Raw genomic sequence first — 14,336 nt, forward strand, 5'->3', positions numbered from 1 at the left:
GACCATCATGACCCGAGGCACCGACAGTTTCCCGGTGGAATGGTCCTGAACTGGGAAAACACCCTCAGGTGGGGTACGGCTCGGCCTCGCGCGCCGTCCTCAGCGCGCCCGCCCACCAGGCCAGTTGGTCGAGCATCGTCTTCGCGTACGCAGGGGCCTGCGGGTCGAGCGGCCGGCTGGCCTCCCATGCGGTGAAGTAGTTCGGGAAAGTGAGGCCGTCGCGAATCGTCACCGCGTGCAGCTCGGTCAGCACGTTCTCCAGGTGGAGCACGGCGTGCCGCCCGCCGGCCGCGCCGCCGTAGCTCACGAATGCGACGGGCTTGGCCGTCCACTGCGAGAAGTGCCAGTCGATGGCCGCCTTGAGCGACGCCGGGTAGCTGTGGTTGTACTCCGGGGTGACCACGATGAACGCGGCCGCGCTCTCCAGTGCCGCCGTCAGCGTCGCCATCCCGGCGGGGCGCGGGTAGCTGCCGCCGGCGTACTTGGGGGATGCCTCGGGCAGCGACAGCGGGATCTCGACGTCCACCAGGTCGACGACCTCGACCTCGAACCCGCCGTGTTCCCGGGCCTGCTCGGCCACCCATGAGGTGACGGTGGGGCCGAACCGGCCGTCGCGGACGCTGCCGACGATGATCACGAGTTTGTTCGCCATGGTCACCACCGTGGGGTTCAGCCGCGCCCGCAACCAGACCGCGCTCAGGCTGGCCCCCTTACGGCCACGCTGAGCACGCCGGAATCGGCTTATGCTCGGTGACATGGGGACACCGCTGGGGGACTTTATCCGGGCCAAGCGCGACAGCACCCAGCCGGACACGCTGGGCCTGCCCTCGCACGGCCGTCGCCGCTCGCCCGGCCTGCGGCGGTCCGACCTCGCAGCGCGGGCCGGCGTCAGCGTCGAATACCTCACGCGAATCGAGCAGGGCCGCGACCGCAACCCCTCCGTATCGGTTGTGAACGCCCTCGCCGACGCGCTCAGCCTGGCCGCCGTCGAACGCACCCACCTGCGCTACCTCACGAAGATCACCGGCGGGGAGTGCACGGCCCACGTCCGGCCCGAACCCGTGCGGCGGGACGTGCGTGCCCCGGTCCTCCAAACGCTCCGGCTGCTCGAACCCGGCATCGCCGCGGTGACCAACCGGCTGGGCGACGTCCTCGCCCACACCAGCGGCTTCGCCGCGGTGACGAGCGGAACGGGGCTGCTCGACGCCGAGGCCCCGAACCTCACCCGCTACGTCTTCACCGACCCCCGTGCCCGCGCGTTCTTCGCCGACTGGGCCGAGGTCGCGGACGAGCGGGCGTTCGACCTGTGGCTGGGCCCCGCGGTCGAGAACTCGGAGTGGCTCACGGTGGAACTCGCGCCCGTCGCCGGTCCGGAGTTCACCAGCCGGCTGAACTCGACCGTCGTGCCACCACGTGGAGTTCTGCGGCTGAACCACCCGGGCGGACGTTCGTTGCGGCTGAACAGGGAGACGCTGGAACTCGCGGAGGACGCGCAGCAGCTGGTCGTCTTCCTGCCGGACGACGAAGAAACGGCTCGGGCGGTCGCGGAACTCCGCCTCCGGCCACCGGAGCGGCTCCGGGTCATCTCCTGAAACATTCGGGCGCCCGCCGGCGTGCGCCGACTCGACCAGGGTCGCGGCTTGCCCGACGGACCAGGGCGTGCCAATCGCCGGCGGGTGACCCGGTCTGGCCCGCCCCGCGTACGAGGTTTTCCTTCGCTCGTGCCGATCACGAAGGGCTGTCACTTCGAACTGTAGGAATGCTTGCCGGTCCCGGCCAGGCTGCCTCCTTCGACGATCAGGTACTCGTCGCGGATCGGGTGGCCCGCGAAGTAGCACTCGAGGATTTCTCGCGTCCCGGCGGCATACCTGGCCTGCGCCGACAGCGAGGTGCCGGACGTGTGCGGGGTCATGCCGTGGTGCGGCATCGTCCGCCACCGGTGGACCTGTGGCGCGGGCTGCGGGAACCACACGTCGCCGGCATACCCGGCCAGCTGACCGGATTCCAGGGCCCGCACGACCGCGTCCCGGTCGCAGATCTTTCCCCGCGCCGTGTTGACCAGGTAGGCGCCCCGCTTGATCTGGCCGCTCCTCCGGGAGCGGTGCCGGTCGGTGTAGTGCACTCGGACGTCGAACGGCTTCAGCCGCCGCAGCACCGCGGTCCCGATCCGACCCGCGGCGACAGTGCCGACGTCCATTGCCTCGAGGTCGTAGGAGCGGGCGACGCAGTCGGCGATGTTCCCGCCGCCGTCGAGCACCCGCTGGTGCGCCGGAAGGTAGTTGCGCACCAGGGAAAGGATCATCATCACGACGTGTTCGGACACGCTGACGCTGTTGGAGTAGGTGACCTCCGCGACCGTGATCCCGGTCGATCGCGGCGGCGAGGTCGACGTGGTCCGAGCCGATCCCCGCCGTGATCGCGAGCTTCAGCTTCGGCGCATTCGCGGTGCGGACAGGTACGCCGGCCAGAGGTTCCCTTCAGCCCAGCCGAGTGACCGGACAGGTCACGGGGTTTCGGTTTGCCGCTGGGGGTTGCTGGAGGCCGCCATGGCGTGTTCGCGGTGCGCGCGCCGCAGGTGTTCCTCAGGGGTGACGACCTCCGCGGGCGGCACCCACTCGAAGTACTTCGACGTGCCCTTCAGCAGCACGAACGTCAGCGTCCCGAAGACGAACGGCAGGGTGAGCGCGGGCAGGCCCCACGGCACGAAGATCGACCCGATGCCGCCGAAGAGCAAGGCGGTGAAGATCGCACACAGCACACCGAGTATTGCCGAGCGCCAGGTCAGCACGTAGAACACACCGGCAATCGCCAGCGCGGCGTCGAACGAGTTGAAGCCCCACAGGCCGTTGTAGATCAGCACGCCGTCGGCACCGAGGGCCATGCCGGTCAGCATCCCGACCGCCGAGCCCACCAGCGCGAAGATCGCCGCGATCCGCGAGCAGAACGCGATCCCGACGATGATCAGGACCCCGGCCAAAATGCTGTTGCAGAAGAACAGCTGGCCGATGCCGCGGAAGATGGCGTTGATCACGGCCACAACGTCGGTGTTGCCGACCGCGTCGGCGCTCGCCCGCAGTGACGTCCGCACAGCGGGCCCGTTTACCTCGGGCGCCGCCGGGGTGATCGCCTCGCCGAGCCGCCCACGCGTGATGTGCAGTGCAGTGATCAGGAACAGCAGCGTGATGATGTTGAAGGCCAGTGTGAAGGGGGGCACGCCCCACGCGCCGCCGAACGCCGCTGCGAGCGCGGCCATCAGGATCGACGACGCCGCGCTCAGCACGATGATCCACACGATGACAATCGCGTCCCATTCGGGTGCGAGGAACAGCGCGAGCCCGAGGCCGACGAGCACACCGTTGAACCCGTAGAGACCCGCGTGGATCGCGTCTCTGTCGAACCCCAGTGCCAGTGCGGCGAGGGTCGAGGCCAATACCCCCACTGTGGCGCCGAATCCGAGCCACGGCTCCTGGAGCCACGTGGCCAGCAGGATGAACGCGCCCGTGATCGGGCTGTTCATGAACACCACCTGCCCGATCCCGCGCAGGCAGTACTCGACGAACCCGACTACGGGCACCTTCAGCGCCCGTTCGTCGACCTCGGGCATGGTGCCGTTGATCCATCGCCACGGCCCGTGGTGGCCGCGTTCAGGTGGTGCTGTGGTCATGACCGCCTCCTCCGGCGGGTGGAGTGCTTTCTCGACGTGCCGGACCGGGCGGGAGACAGGCCGCCTCCCGCCCGGTCACCGAGCCGGTGCGGGCGTCAGAAACTCGCCGTCGGCACGCTCATTCCCTGTTCGACCTGCGCCGGGCCGGAGGCCGAAGGACGCACGTCGATGTCGAAGATCGCAGTGGGCAGATACACGGTGGAGCACGAGTTCGGGATGTCGACCACGCCCGAGAGCCTGCCCTCGATCGGCGCGGAGCCAAGGATCATGTACGCCTGGATCGCGCTGTAGCCGAACTTCTGCAGGTAGTCGATGGCGTGCAGGCAGGCCCGCTGGTACGACAGGTGCGAGTCGAGGTAGTGCTGGGTTCCGTCGAGCGTGACCGAGGTGCCGGAGAATGCGAGCCACTGGCTGTACAGCGGTTCCACGTTGCCCGGCATGAAGATCGCGTTCTCGGAGACGCCGTAGGTCTCCATCCCGCCCTTGATCAGGTCGACGTGCAGGTCCATGAACCCGCCCATCTCGATGGCGCCGCAGAACGTGATTTCGCCGTCGCCCTGCGAGAAGTGCAGGTCGCCCATCGAGAGTTTCGCGCCGTCGACGAAGACCGGGTAGAACACCCGGGTTCCCTTGGTGAAGTTCTTGATGTCCTGGTTCCCGCCGTTCTCCCGCGGCGGTGCGGTGCGTGCGGCCTCCGCCGCGACCCGGTCGAAGTCGGCACCGGTGAGGCTGCCGAGGATCGCGGAATCCGGCAGCGGGGGCAGCGCCAGCGGTGGCACCCGGTCCGGGTCGGTGTCGATCAGCGCCTGTTCGCGCGCGTTCCACTTGGCGAGCAGCTCACCGGAAGGAGCCGTGCCCATCAGCCCGGGGTGCACGATGCCGGTGTACGAGACCCCGGGGACGTGCCGCGAGGTGGCGACCCCGCCCATGAAGTCCCAGACCACCTTGTACGCGTCGGGGAACCACTCCGTGAGGAAGCCGCCGCCGTTCTTGGTGGCGAAGACGCCGGTGTAGCCCCAGCCCTGGCCGGCGAGCGGTCCCGAGTCCTCCTGCGGGATGGGGCCGACGTCGAGGATGTCGACGATGAGGAGGTCGCCCGGCTGTGCGCCCTCGACCGCGATCGGCCCGCTGAGCACGTGCACGGTGGGCAGCGGCGCGTTCAGCACGTCTTCGGCGGAATCGTCGTTGTGGATCGCGCCGTCGAACCATTCGCGGCAGTCGACGCGGAACGAGTCTCCCGGCTTGACCTGAACCTGGGCGGGAATATCCCCGTGCCACCGGTTGTGGCCGACAATTGCTTGTTCAGAGAATTTCTTTGTGGAATCGAGTGAGAAAACAACTTGCGGCATGGTATCTCCCGACAGCTTGGTGGGTGACCGACCCGGCAATGTGCGTGCTGCGCGCCTCCGCAACGCGGAGCGTGGCGGCTCCGCAGAGCACTCCGGGCATCAGCCGCAAATTGTTCTTCGCCGGCCCAGCGAGCGGGCCATTGCCCGGCAGGGCGCAGGCTGGGCCGCGTTCGCCTACGGTCTCGGCAGACGTCGCAGCGCGGGGTTCGAAGTCGGTGCCGGCCCGCGCGACCGGCCACGAGCGGGAGGTATCGCGGACACCACAGCCGGCTCGTCGCGAGTTTTCTCGGTCCGGTCGATGGCCGTGACCAGCTCACGTGGCGCCAGTGACAGCATCGGCGCGCAGTAGTTCCGGGCCGCTTCGCCACCGCAGGCCGGACACGGTGAGCTCGGTGAGGCCGTCCCCATCGGCAGGCGCACCTCGAAGACACCGTCCCGGGCGCATCGATATTGATACGTCGCCATCGCAGCCTCCCAACTGCTTGCTCTCTCTTCGCGGCGGAATTGATCAAACTGCGCTGTGATCAAACTGCGCTGCGGAAAAGGAAATCAGAGCGGTGAGCGACGTTACCAGCCCTGTGTTTCACGCACAATGAAGCGATACGCCGGAATGAATTTGTGCGTAGAGATACGCCTTGTCCACTTGCGGTGACGGGTTCGTCGGCCGCACAGCGCGGTGAAACGACTAACGGCCCGCTTCCCGGAAGAGCCGGGGAAGCGGGCCGTAAGGCGGAAATCCCTACTTGCCGCCGCGCGCCATGCGCAGGACGTCGAGAGCTTCGTCGAGCTGCTCTTCCGTCAGCTTGCCGTCCTTGACGAAGCCACGTTCGATCACGACCTCGCGAATGGTCTTGAGCTCCTTGAGTGCCTGCTTCGCCACCGCCGCCGCGGCTTCGTAGCCGATGTAGGAGTTCAGCGGAGTCACGATGGACGGCGAGCCTTCGGCGTATTGCCGGGTGCGCTCGACGTTGGCGGTGACACTGTTGAAGACCTTGTCCGCCAGCAGGCGCGAGACGGCGGCCAGCAGGCGGGCCGACTCGAGGACGTTGCGGGCGATGACGGGCAGGTTCACGTTGAGCTGGAAGTTGCCCGCCGCGCCGGCGAAGGCGACGGCCGCGTCGTTGCCGACGACCTGGGCCACGACCTGCAGCGTCGCCTCCGGGATGACCGGGTTGACCTTGCCCGGCATGATCGAGGAGCCCGGCTGGAGGTCTGGCAGGGCCAGCTCGGCGAGGCCGGTGCGCGGGCCGGAACCGAGCCAGCGCAGGTCGTTCGCGATCTTGTTGAGGGACACGGCGATGGTGCGCAGGTGGCCGGACGTCTCGACCACGCTGTCCTGCGTCGCCTGCGCCTCGAAGTGGTTGCGGGCCTCCGTGAGTGGCAGGCCCGTCAGCGCGGCCAGCTCCGCGGAGACGGCCGCGCCGAAGCCGTCGGGGGCGTTGAGGCCGGAGCCGACGGCGGTGCCGCCGATGGGCAGCTCGCCGAGGCGCCCGACGCCGGACTGCAGGCGCTCGATGCCGAAGCGGATCTGCGCGGCCCACGCGCCGGCTTCCTGGCCCAGCGTGATCGGCACGGCGTCCATCAGGTGCGTGCGGCCGGACTTCACGACGTCGGCCCACTCCTGCGCGCGCGTCTCGATCGCGCCGGCGAGGTGCTCCAGGGCCGGGATGACGTCGGTGAGCACGGCTTCCGTGGCGGCAACGTGGATGGTCGTCGGGAACGTGTCGTTGGACGACTGCGAGGCGTTGACGTGGTCGTTCGGGTGCACGTCGCGGCCGAGGGCGCGGGTGGCGAGCGTCGCGATGACCTCGTTGGCGTTCATGTTCGACGACGTGCCCGAGCCGGTCTGGAACACGTCGATCGGGAACTGGTCGTCGTACTTGCCCTCGGCGACGCCGTCGGCGGCCGCGGCGATGGCCTCGGCGACGTCCGCGTCCAGCACGCCCAGCTTCCGGTTCACGCGCGCGGCGGCGGCCTTCAACAGGCCCAGCGCGCGGATCTGAGCGCGCTCGAGACCGCGGCCGGAGACGGGGAAGTTCTCCACGGCACGCTGCGTCTGCGCGCGGTAGAGCGCGTCGACCGGGACGCGGACCTCACCCATCGTGTCGTGTTCGATCCGGTATTCCTGTTCTGCCATACCCTCGATTCTGGCCCTGTTTCGCGCATCCGGCGGGGTGGCGTCGCCCACCTCGATCCGGTAATTCACCCGCCGGATAGCACTAGGATGGCTGTGTTCTCGATCACCGCCAACCACCACTGGCTGGAGCGAGCTAAATGGACTACGACCTCGTGATCATCGGCGCCGGGCCGACCGGGCTGTTCGCCGCCTACTACGCGGGATTCCGCGGCCTTTCCATGGCCGTGGTCGATTCCCTGCCGGAGCCGGGCGGGCAGATCACCGCGATGTACCCCGAGAAGATGATCTACGACGTGGGTGGCTTCGCGGCCGTCCGCGGCCGTGACCTGGTGCAAGGCCTCGTCGACCAGGCCGCGCCGTGGAACCCCGCGTACCTGCTGGGCCGCAAGGCCGAGAAGCTGGAAACGGTGGGAGACCGCGTCGAGCTGACCCTCGACGGCGGCGACGTGCTGAGCGCCGGCGCCGTGCTGATCACGGCCGGGATCGGCGAGTTCACGCCCCGCCCGTTGCCCGCGGGCAACGGCTGGCTGGGGCGCGGAATGGTTCATTTCGTGCCGTCGCTGCAGGTCCACGCCGGGCAGCACGTGGTCGTGGTCGGCGGTGGGGACTCGGCGTTCGACTGGTGCCTGGCGCTGCACCCGGTGGCGGCGAGCGTGACGCTGGTGCACCGGCGCGGGAAGTTCCGCGCGGCCGAGTCGATCGTGCGGCAGGTGCGGGAGCTGGGCGTGCCGCTGGTCACCGACGCCGAGGTGACGCGGTTCGTCGAGTCGTCTTCGGGTGCTCTGGAGGGCGTCGAGGTGTCGGTGAAGGGCGGCGAGGACCTCACGCTGCCGGCCAACGCCGTGGTCGCCGCGCTGGGGTTCACGGCCGATCTGGGGCCGATCGAGAGCTGGGGCCTGGAGATCGACCACCGTGCCATCACGGTCGACTCGACGATGGCGACGGCCCGCTCGCGCGTGTACGCGGCCGGGGACGTGGCTCACTACCCGGGCAAGGTGAAGCTCATCGCGACCGGCTTCGGCGAGGCGGCGACGGCGGTGAACAACATCGCCGTGGCGCTCGACCCGGACGCGCATCTGTTCCCGGGCCACTCCAGCAACGCCGAGTGACTCAGCCGGTCTTCGACGCGATCCACGGCGCGTACGCGGGCACCGACGTGTAGATCGACGGGGCCGTCGCGCACGTCGGGGAGCCGTTGCCGGGGCGGCTGGTCACGCCGATGAGGGACCAGCGGTCGCCGTCGCGGGTGAGCTCGGGGCCGCCGGAGTCGCCGTAGCAGGAGCCGGCCTTGCCGGACGGGTTGTCGGTGCAGAGCTCGGCCGTGCCGTCGAAGGACGACGTGCACTTGGCGCCCTCGACGAGGTGCGTGTCGAGCTGCCGCAACGTCGGCACGGGGCCGCCGCAGCCGGGAGTGGCGCAGGTTTGGCCCCAGCCCAATACCCGGGTCGGGGTGCCCGGCGCGGCGGCGCCTCCGACGGTGATCGGCGCCGTCTTCGCGGGCGCGGCGAGGCGGACGAGCGCGATGTCACCCGTCTGCGTCGAGGCGTTGAAGTGCGGGTTGAGCACGATCTCCGCCGGCTGGGCCGTCTCGCCGCCGGAGTCGCTTTCGTTGGTGCCCAAGCGGAACGTGAGCGTCGCCGGGTCCTTTCCGGACACGCAGTGGGCCGCGGTTACCACCCACGTGGGTGCGATCAGCGAGCCGGCACAGAAGAGCGTGCCCGATTCGGTGTGCATCGACACCGCGAACGGGTAGGGCTCGTCGGCGCCGGTCCCGCCGACGATCGCCGGCCCGGCGGTCGCGCTGCCGGCGGCGAGCGCCGCTGCGGTCAATGCCACTGCGGCGAACAACGTGAGCAGCAGCGCGAACAACCGCTTGGGCACCTGGCGACTCCTTGGGGTCAGGGCAGAGGCGGGACGACGTCTTCGTCCTCGCGCACGTCGAGGTTGCCGTCGAAGTTCACGGACGAGTAGGCCCGCAGCTTCTCCAGCCGGTGGTAACCGTCGATCATTCTGACGGTGCCGGACTTGGACCGCATCACGATCGACTGCGTGGTGGCGCCGCCCGCGCGGTAGTGCACGCCGCGCAGCAGGTCTCCGTCGGTGACGCCGGTGGCGCAGAAGAAGATGTTGTCGCCGCGCACGAGGTCGTCGTTGGTGAGCACGCGGTCGAGGTCGTGGCCCGCGGCCAGCGCCTTCTCGCGCTCCAGGTCGTCCTTGGGCCACAGCCGGCCCTGCAGCTCACCGCCGAGGCACTTCATCGCGCACGCGGCGATGATGCCTTCCGGCGTGCCGCCGATGCCGATCAACATGTCGACACCGGTCGTCGGGCGGGCCGCGGCGATGGCGCCGGCGACGTCGCCGTCGGAGATGAACCGGATGCGCGCGCCGGCCTCGCGGATCTCCTTGATGATCTGCTCGTGGCGCGGCCGGTCGAGCACGCACACGGTCACGTCGCCGACGCTGGAGTTCTTGGCCTTCGCCACGCGCCGGATGTTCTCGGCGATCGGCGCGGCCAGGTCCACCTTGCCCGCGGCGTCCGGCCCGACGGCCAGCTTCTCCATGTAGAACACGGCCGACGGGTCGAACATCGCCCCGCGCTCGGCCACGGCCAGCACGGCCAGCGCGTTGGGCATGCCCTTGGCCATCAGGGTGGTGCCGTCGACGGGGTCGACCGCGACGTCGCAGTCGGGGCCGTCGCCGTTGCCCACCTCTTCGCCGTTGAACAGCATGGGCGCTTCGTCCTTCTCGCCCTCGCCGATGACGACGACACCGCGCATCGAGACGGTGGAGACGAGCTGGCGCATCGCGTCGACGGCGGCTCCGTCGCCTCCGATCTTGTCGCCGCGGCCGACCCAACGGCCGGCGGCCATCGCCCCGGCTTCGGTCACGCGGACCAGCTCCATGGCGAGGTTGCGGTCGGGTGCTTCGCGACGTGGGTCACTGGCGGTGCTCATGCGGGCCTCCCGGATCGCGGAATTCGGCGGGAGAACAGTGTCTCAGATGATCGCGTCACCTGAACGATTCAGTCGCGCATGGTGCACATCACTGTGCGTCGTCGGAATTCTCAGTGTTCTCGACGGACGCCAACGCGGCCTCGATCCGCTCGCGCGCGCCCTCCAGGTGGCGTTCGCAGACCTTGGCGAGCTCCTCGCCCTTTTCCCACAACGCCAGTGACTGCTCCAGGGACAGGCCGCCGGCTTCGAGCTCCCTGACCACCTCGACCAGCCGGTCGCGCGCCTGCTCGTAACCGAGTCCGGCGGTTTCGCTGCCTGCTTCGCTCACGCTCGACGCTCTCCGATGTTCCGATGCCCAGGGCTGTCCGGGCACAGTACCGCGCTGGTGTCGGTCGGCGCTGGACCGCTACGCCGGCTGGGCACGGCCTCCCGCCTGCAGACACCGCTTGAGACCGGGCGCTGGTGCGAGCGGAGCGACTTGTCCCGCATGTGCACGGTGGGTGACGTCCATCGTGGACGCGCGTGCCGACCCGCTCGAAACCGGGCCGGCGGACGATGTGGCGGTACAGGGCCACCGGACCCGCGGCCGCGATCACGCACCCCACGAGCGTCAACGCGAGCGCCACGAAGAGTTCGAAACCCACATTGGCGTCCAGTCTTCGCCGCGGCGAGCCGCGCCCGGCGCTTTCACGACCGGTGATCGACCCGGTGCCGTCCGCCCGTTCGCGGGGGTGGTGGGGTCGGCGGGGGGTTGCGGGTCTGTTCGCGGCAGACGAGGGCGCTGGCCATCGCGTTGTCGTAGCCGACGAAGGCCAGAGCGAACTCCTGGCCGTCACCGTCCGCGATCGCGGCCTCGAGAGTTTCTTGGGCGCCCGCGACGCGGCGGCGGTGGTCGGCGCCCTCGGCGAACCACCAGCGGGTGCCGACGTGGACGGACGTGGCCTCGGACAGGCGGCGCAGCTGGGGGCCGAGCTGGCGGCGGGCGGCGGTGCCGCAGCCGGCGAGCAGGGCGGTCCAGCATTCGCTGGCGGCGCTGTCGGTGACGCGCGCCTGGCGGAGCAGGGCGCGGGCGTCGAGGCGGGCAGCGGCGTCGACGGTGAGCGGGAGGAACGCCGGTGCCCTGGTGGTCACGGCCCGTCTCCTTCCTGGCTCGACGCGGTGGACTCGGTGACGGCGTGGATCGCCCCGTCGGCGATCCGCACGCGCAGGCGCGCGCCGTCCTCGATCTGGGAGACGGAGCGCAGCACCTGGAGGTTGCCTGCGTCGTCGGTGAATTGCACGACGGCGTAGCCGCGGGCCATCGTCGCGGCCGGGCCGAGGGCCGTCAGCCGGCCGCGCGCACTGGCGATTTCGGCCTGGTCCTTCGCGAGCAGGCCGAGCATGGCGCGCCGGCCGCGTTCGCGGTGTATCTCGACGTCGTCGAGGCGGCGCTGGATCGGCCCGAGGGGGTCGGCGAGCGACGGGCGGCTGCGCAGCTGGGTGAGCAGCCGCGTCTGCGTGTCGACCCAGCCGTGCAGCGCGCGGCGGCCGCGGTCGCGCATCTGGCGGACGCGGGCGGTCTCCTCGCGCACGTCGGGCACGATGCGCTTGCTCGCGTCGGTCGGCGTGGAGCAGCGCAGGTCGGCGACGTGGTCGAGCAAGGGCGTGTCCGGCTCGTGCCCGATGGCGCTCACCACCGGCGTGCCCGCGGACGCGACGGCCCGGCACAGCGCCTCATCGGAAAACGGCAGCAGGTCCTCCACGCTGCCGCCACCGCGGGCGATCACGATCACGTCCACTTCCGGGTCTTTGTCCAACGTGGACAGAGCGCGGAGGATCTGCGGCACGGCCTGCGGGCCCTGCACGGCGGTGTTCACGACCTTGAACAGCACGTGCGGCCAGCGGGCCTGCGCATTGACGAGCACATCTCGCTCCGCCGCCGAAGCGCGGCCCGTGATGAGGCCGATGCCTTGGGGCAGAAAGGGAATCGGCCGCTTTCGCTCGGGGGAGAACAGGCCTTCGGCCGCGAGCAGCTTGCGCAGCCGTTCGATGCGCGCGAGCAACTCGCCGATGCCAACGGCGCGGATCTCGTCGGCGCGCAGGCTGAGCGTGCCGCGCCCGAAGAAGAACGACGGCTTCGCGTGCACCACCACGCGGTCGCCTTCGCGCAGCGGCGTCGCGAGCTCGCGCACGAGCCACATCGGCGCGGTCACGGACATCGAGACGTCGGCCGACGGGTCGCGCAGCGTCAGGAACGCCGTCTGCGTGCCGGGGCGCGCGTTGATCTGCGTGACCTGGCCCTCCACCCACACGGCGCCGAGGCGGTGGATCCAGTCGCCGATCTTGCGGGCGACGGTGCGGACGGGCCAGGGGTTCTCGGCGCTGGTCGAGGGGTCGCTGCTCACTGGCCTTCCGCGTCGTCGCCCTGCTGGCTCGCTTCTTCTTCCGCCTTGCGCGCGTTGCCGATGCGGCGCGCGAGCATGCCGACGAACGACGCGCGGTCGGCGTTGGCCTTCTCGTAGTCGAGGATCTCCTCGAGCTGCGGCACGGTCAGGCGACGCAGGCGGGCGCGCAGCTGGGGCAGCGTGAGGTCGTCGTAGCCGGTCAGGCCCGCGGGGTCGCCGGCGCTGTCGTTCTCGCCGTCGGCGTGGTCTTCGGCCAGCGCGCGCTCTTCCTGCGTCCACGGGTCTTCGGGTTCGTCCGTGAGCCCCGGCAGGCTCGGGCGGTGGCCGTTGGCCTGGGGGTCGGGCAGGTCGTCGACGGGTACCAGGGTGGGACGCGTGGGCAGGTCGGGCTCGACGTCCTCGTCGAACGTCGCCCAGCTCGGCGTGTCCTCGACCGGGCGCAGGCCGGACAGTGCGTCGTCGCCCTTGATCGCCAGCTCGGTGACGTGCTGCTGCACGCGCATGGACAGCTGGAGGACCTGGCTGACGACGGTCACGGGCAGGCCGGTGATCTGCTTCGGGAGCTCACGAACCCGCTCGGCGGTGGTGACGGCGAGGCCCGCGGCGACCCGGAGGGGGAGCGGGAGTGGCTTCATGCCGTCTAGCGTGCCGTATGTGGGCCATCCTGCCCAACCGAACGGGTGGGTTGGGGCACAGGACGTGACTCCCGGCACAGCGCGGATGGCCGCCGACGTCATCCGAAAGAGGACTTCGAAGCCGGTACGGCACAGCCCGTACCCTGGGGGCATGACTTCTGCGAGTCCCGGAACCGAGCCCGCCGGTACCCCGACGATCTCCCAGTCCGGCGCCGCCAAACGCGTGTTGCTCGCGAAGCCGCGCGGCTACTGCGCCGGAGTGGACCGCGCGGTGATCGCCGTGGAGAAGGCGCTGGAGCTCTACGGCGCGCCCGTCTACGTGCGCAAGGAGATCGTCCACAACCGCCACGTCGTCGAGACCCTGCGCGAACGCGGCGCGATCTTCGTGGACGAGACGTCGGAGGTGCCCGAGGGCGCGCTCGTCGTGTTCTCGGCCCACGGTGTTTCGCCCGCGGTGCACACCGAGGCGGCCGACCGCAACCTCCGCACCATCGACGCGACCTGCCCGCTCGTGACGAAGGTGCACAAAGAGGTCAACCGCTTCGCCAAGGACGACTACGACATCCTGCTGATCGGCCACGAAGGCCACGAAGAGGTCGAGGGCACCGCGGGCGAGGCACCCGACAAGGTGCAGCTCGTGGACAAGGCCGAGGACGTCGACAAGGTCGAGGTGCGCGACCCGTCCAAGGTGATCTGGCTCTCCCAGACCACCCTTTCGGTCGACGAGACGATGGAACGCGTCGACCAGCTGCGCGAACGCTTCCCCGGCCTGGCCGACCCGCCCAGCGACGACATCTGCTACGCCACCACCAACCGCCAGGTGGCCGTGAAGGCCATGGCGCCGGAGTGCGACCTGGTGCTGGTGGTGGGCTCCTCGAACTCCTCGAACTCCAAGCGCCTCGTCGAGGTCGCCCTGAAGGCGGGCGCGCGGTCGTCGTACCTGATCGACTTCGCTTCGGAGGTCGATGAGGCCTGGCTTTCGGGGGTGTCGACGGTGGGGGTCACTTCGGGCGCCTCGGTGCCGGACGTGCTGGTGATGGACCTGCTGACCTGGCTGGCCGAGCGCGGTTATGGGCAGGTTGACGAAGTGACGACGGCGAACGAGAAGATCGCGTTCGCGTTGCCGAAGGAGCTTCGGAAGGCTGCGAAGTCGGAGTCCTGACGCGGTTTTCGGCTTTGAGGCCGCGGTGGCCGCCGGATTTTCCGGCGGCCA

15 protein-coding genes are annotated in these 14,336 nt (G+C 69.9%); 3 read left to right on the forward strand and 12 right to left on the reverse strand.

The window, feature by feature from the left end; translation table 11 throughout:
- Positions 1-64: 64 nt before the first annotated feature.
- Positions 65-652: an NAD(P)H-dependent oxidoreductase gene (locus AB0383_RS29990; RefSeq protein WP_366189131.1), complete on the reverse strand. Its 588-nt coding sequence runs from the start codon at positions 650-652 to the stop codon at positions 65-67.
- Between the two features lie 103 nt (positions 653-755).
- On the opposite strand from AB0383_RS29990, the gene AB0383_RS29995 reads away from it, so the two are divergent.
- Positions 756-1,592 (forward strand): helix-turn-helix domain-containing protein, encoded by an 837-nt coding sequence (locus AB0383_RS29995; protein WP_364172209.1) that lies wholly within the window; start codon positions 756-758, stop codon positions 1,590-1,592.
- 149 nt (positions 1,593-1,741) lie between these two features.
- Here the strand turns inward: AB0383_RS29995 and AB0383_RS30000 are convergent, their stop codons facing one another.
- The 5 genes from AB0383_RS30000 to AB0383_RS30020 form a co-directional block, all read right to left on the reverse strand.
- A complete protein-coding gene (locus AB0383_RS30000; protein ID WP_364172207.1) occupies positions 1,742-2,323 on the reverse strand; it encodes an NAD(P)-dependent oxidoreductase in 582 nt (193 codons plus the stop codon).
- 180 nt (positions 2,324-2,503) lie between these two features.
- A complete protein-coding gene (locus tag AB0383_RS30005; RefSeq protein ID WP_364172205.1) occupies positions 2,504-3,664 on the reverse strand; it encodes an urea transporter in 1,161 nt (386 codons plus the stop codon).
- Positions 3,665-3,759: 95 nt separating this feature from the next.
- On the reverse strand, positions 3,760-5,013 hold the full coding sequence (gene fmdA / locus AB0383_RS30010; protein ID WP_364172203.1) for a formamidase: 1,254 nt from the start codon (positions 5,011-5,013) through the stop codon (positions 3,760-3,762).
- 174 nt (positions 5,014-5,187) lie between these two features.
- On the reverse strand, positions 5,188-5,478 hold the full coding sequence (locus AB0383_RS30015) for an FmdB family zinc ribbon protein (protein WP_364172201.1): 291 nt from the start codon (positions 5,476-5,478) through the stop codon (positions 5,188-5,190).
- Positions 5,479-5,752: 274 nt separating this feature from the next.
- Positions 5,753-7,150 carry a class II fumarate hydratase gene (locus AB0383_RS30020; RefSeq protein ID WP_366189132.1) on the reverse strand — a complete coding sequence of 466 codons (1,398 nt, stop codon included), beginning with the start codon at positions 7,148-7,150 and terminating at the stop codon, positions 5,753-5,755.
- Between the two features lie 137 nt (positions 7,151-7,287).
- On the opposite strand from AB0383_RS30020, the gene AB0383_RS30025 reads away from it, so the two are divergent.
- Positions 7,288-8,259, forward strand: coding sequence for an NAD(P)/FAD-dependent oxidoreductase (locus AB0383_RS30025; protein WP_366189133.1), 972 nt, complete (start codon positions 7,288-7,290; stop codon positions 8,257-8,259).
- A gap of 1 nt (position 8,260) precedes the next feature.
- Here AB0383_RS30025 and AB0383_RS30030 read toward each other — a convergent pair whose 3' ends face one another.
- The 6 genes from AB0383_RS30030 to AB0383_RS30055 all read right to left on the reverse strand — a co-directional run bounded on the left by AB0383_RS30030 (position 8,261) and on the right by AB0383_RS30055 (position 13,123).
- Positions 8,261-9,031 carry a serine protease gene (locus AB0383_RS30030; protein ID WP_364172196.1) on the reverse strand — a complete coding sequence of 257 codons (771 nt, stop codon included), beginning with the start codon at positions 9,029-9,031 and terminating at the stop codon, positions 8,261-8,263.
- 17 nt (positions 9,032-9,048) lie between these two features.
- The gene (gene glpX, locus AB0383_RS30035; protein WP_364172195.1) at positions 9,049-10,104 is read right to left on the reverse strand and encodes a class II fructose-bisphosphatase; all 1,056 of its coding nucleotides are present in this window, start codon (positions 10,102-10,104) and stop codon (positions 9,049-9,051) included.
- A gap of 88 nt (positions 10,105-10,192) precedes the next feature.
- Positions 10,193-10,432 (reverse strand): exodeoxyribonuclease VII small subunit, encoded by a 240-nt coding sequence (locus AB0383_RS30040; RefSeq protein ID WP_354864395.1) that lies wholly within the window; start codon positions 10,430-10,432, stop codon positions 10,193-10,195.
- 359 nt (positions 10,433-10,791) lie between these two features.
- The gene (locus AB0383_RS30045) at positions 10,792-11,235 is read right to left on the reverse strand and encodes a hypothetical protein (RefSeq protein ID WP_366189134.1); all 444 of its coding nucleotides are present in this window, start codon (positions 11,233-11,235) and stop codon (positions 10,792-10,794) included.
- Complete coding sequence (gene xseA, locus AB0383_RS30050; protein ID WP_366189135.1) at positions 11,232-12,488, reverse strand: exodeoxyribonuclease VII large subunit; 1,257 nt, start codon at positions 12,486-12,488, stop codon at positions 11,232-11,234. Before xseA ends, AB0383_RS30045 begins: the two co-directional genes overlap by 4 nt.
- A complete protein-coding gene (locus tag AB0383_RS30055; RefSeq protein WP_366189136.1) occupies positions 12,485-13,123 on the reverse strand; it encodes a lipid droplet-associated protein in 639 nt (212 codons plus the stop codon). Before AB0383_RS30055 ends, xseA begins: the two co-directional genes overlap by 4 nt.
- Positions 13,124-13,274: 151 nt before the next feature.
- Between AB0383_RS30055 and AB0383_RS30060 the strand changes: the two genes are divergently transcribed.
- The gene (locus AB0383_RS30060; RefSeq protein ID WP_364172187.1) at positions 13,275-14,285 is read left to right on the forward strand and encodes a 4-hydroxy-3-methylbut-2-enyl diphosphate reductase; all 1,011 of its coding nucleotides are present in this window, start codon (positions 13,275-13,277) and stop codon (positions 14,283-14,285) included.
- The last annotated feature ends 51 nt before the right edge of the window (positions 14,286-14,336 follow it).

It is taken from the genome of Amycolatopsis sp. NPDC051373, assembly GCF_040689465.1.
Lineage (GTDB): Bacteria > Actinomycetota > Actinomycetes > Mycobacteriales > Pseudonocardiaceae > Amycolatopsis.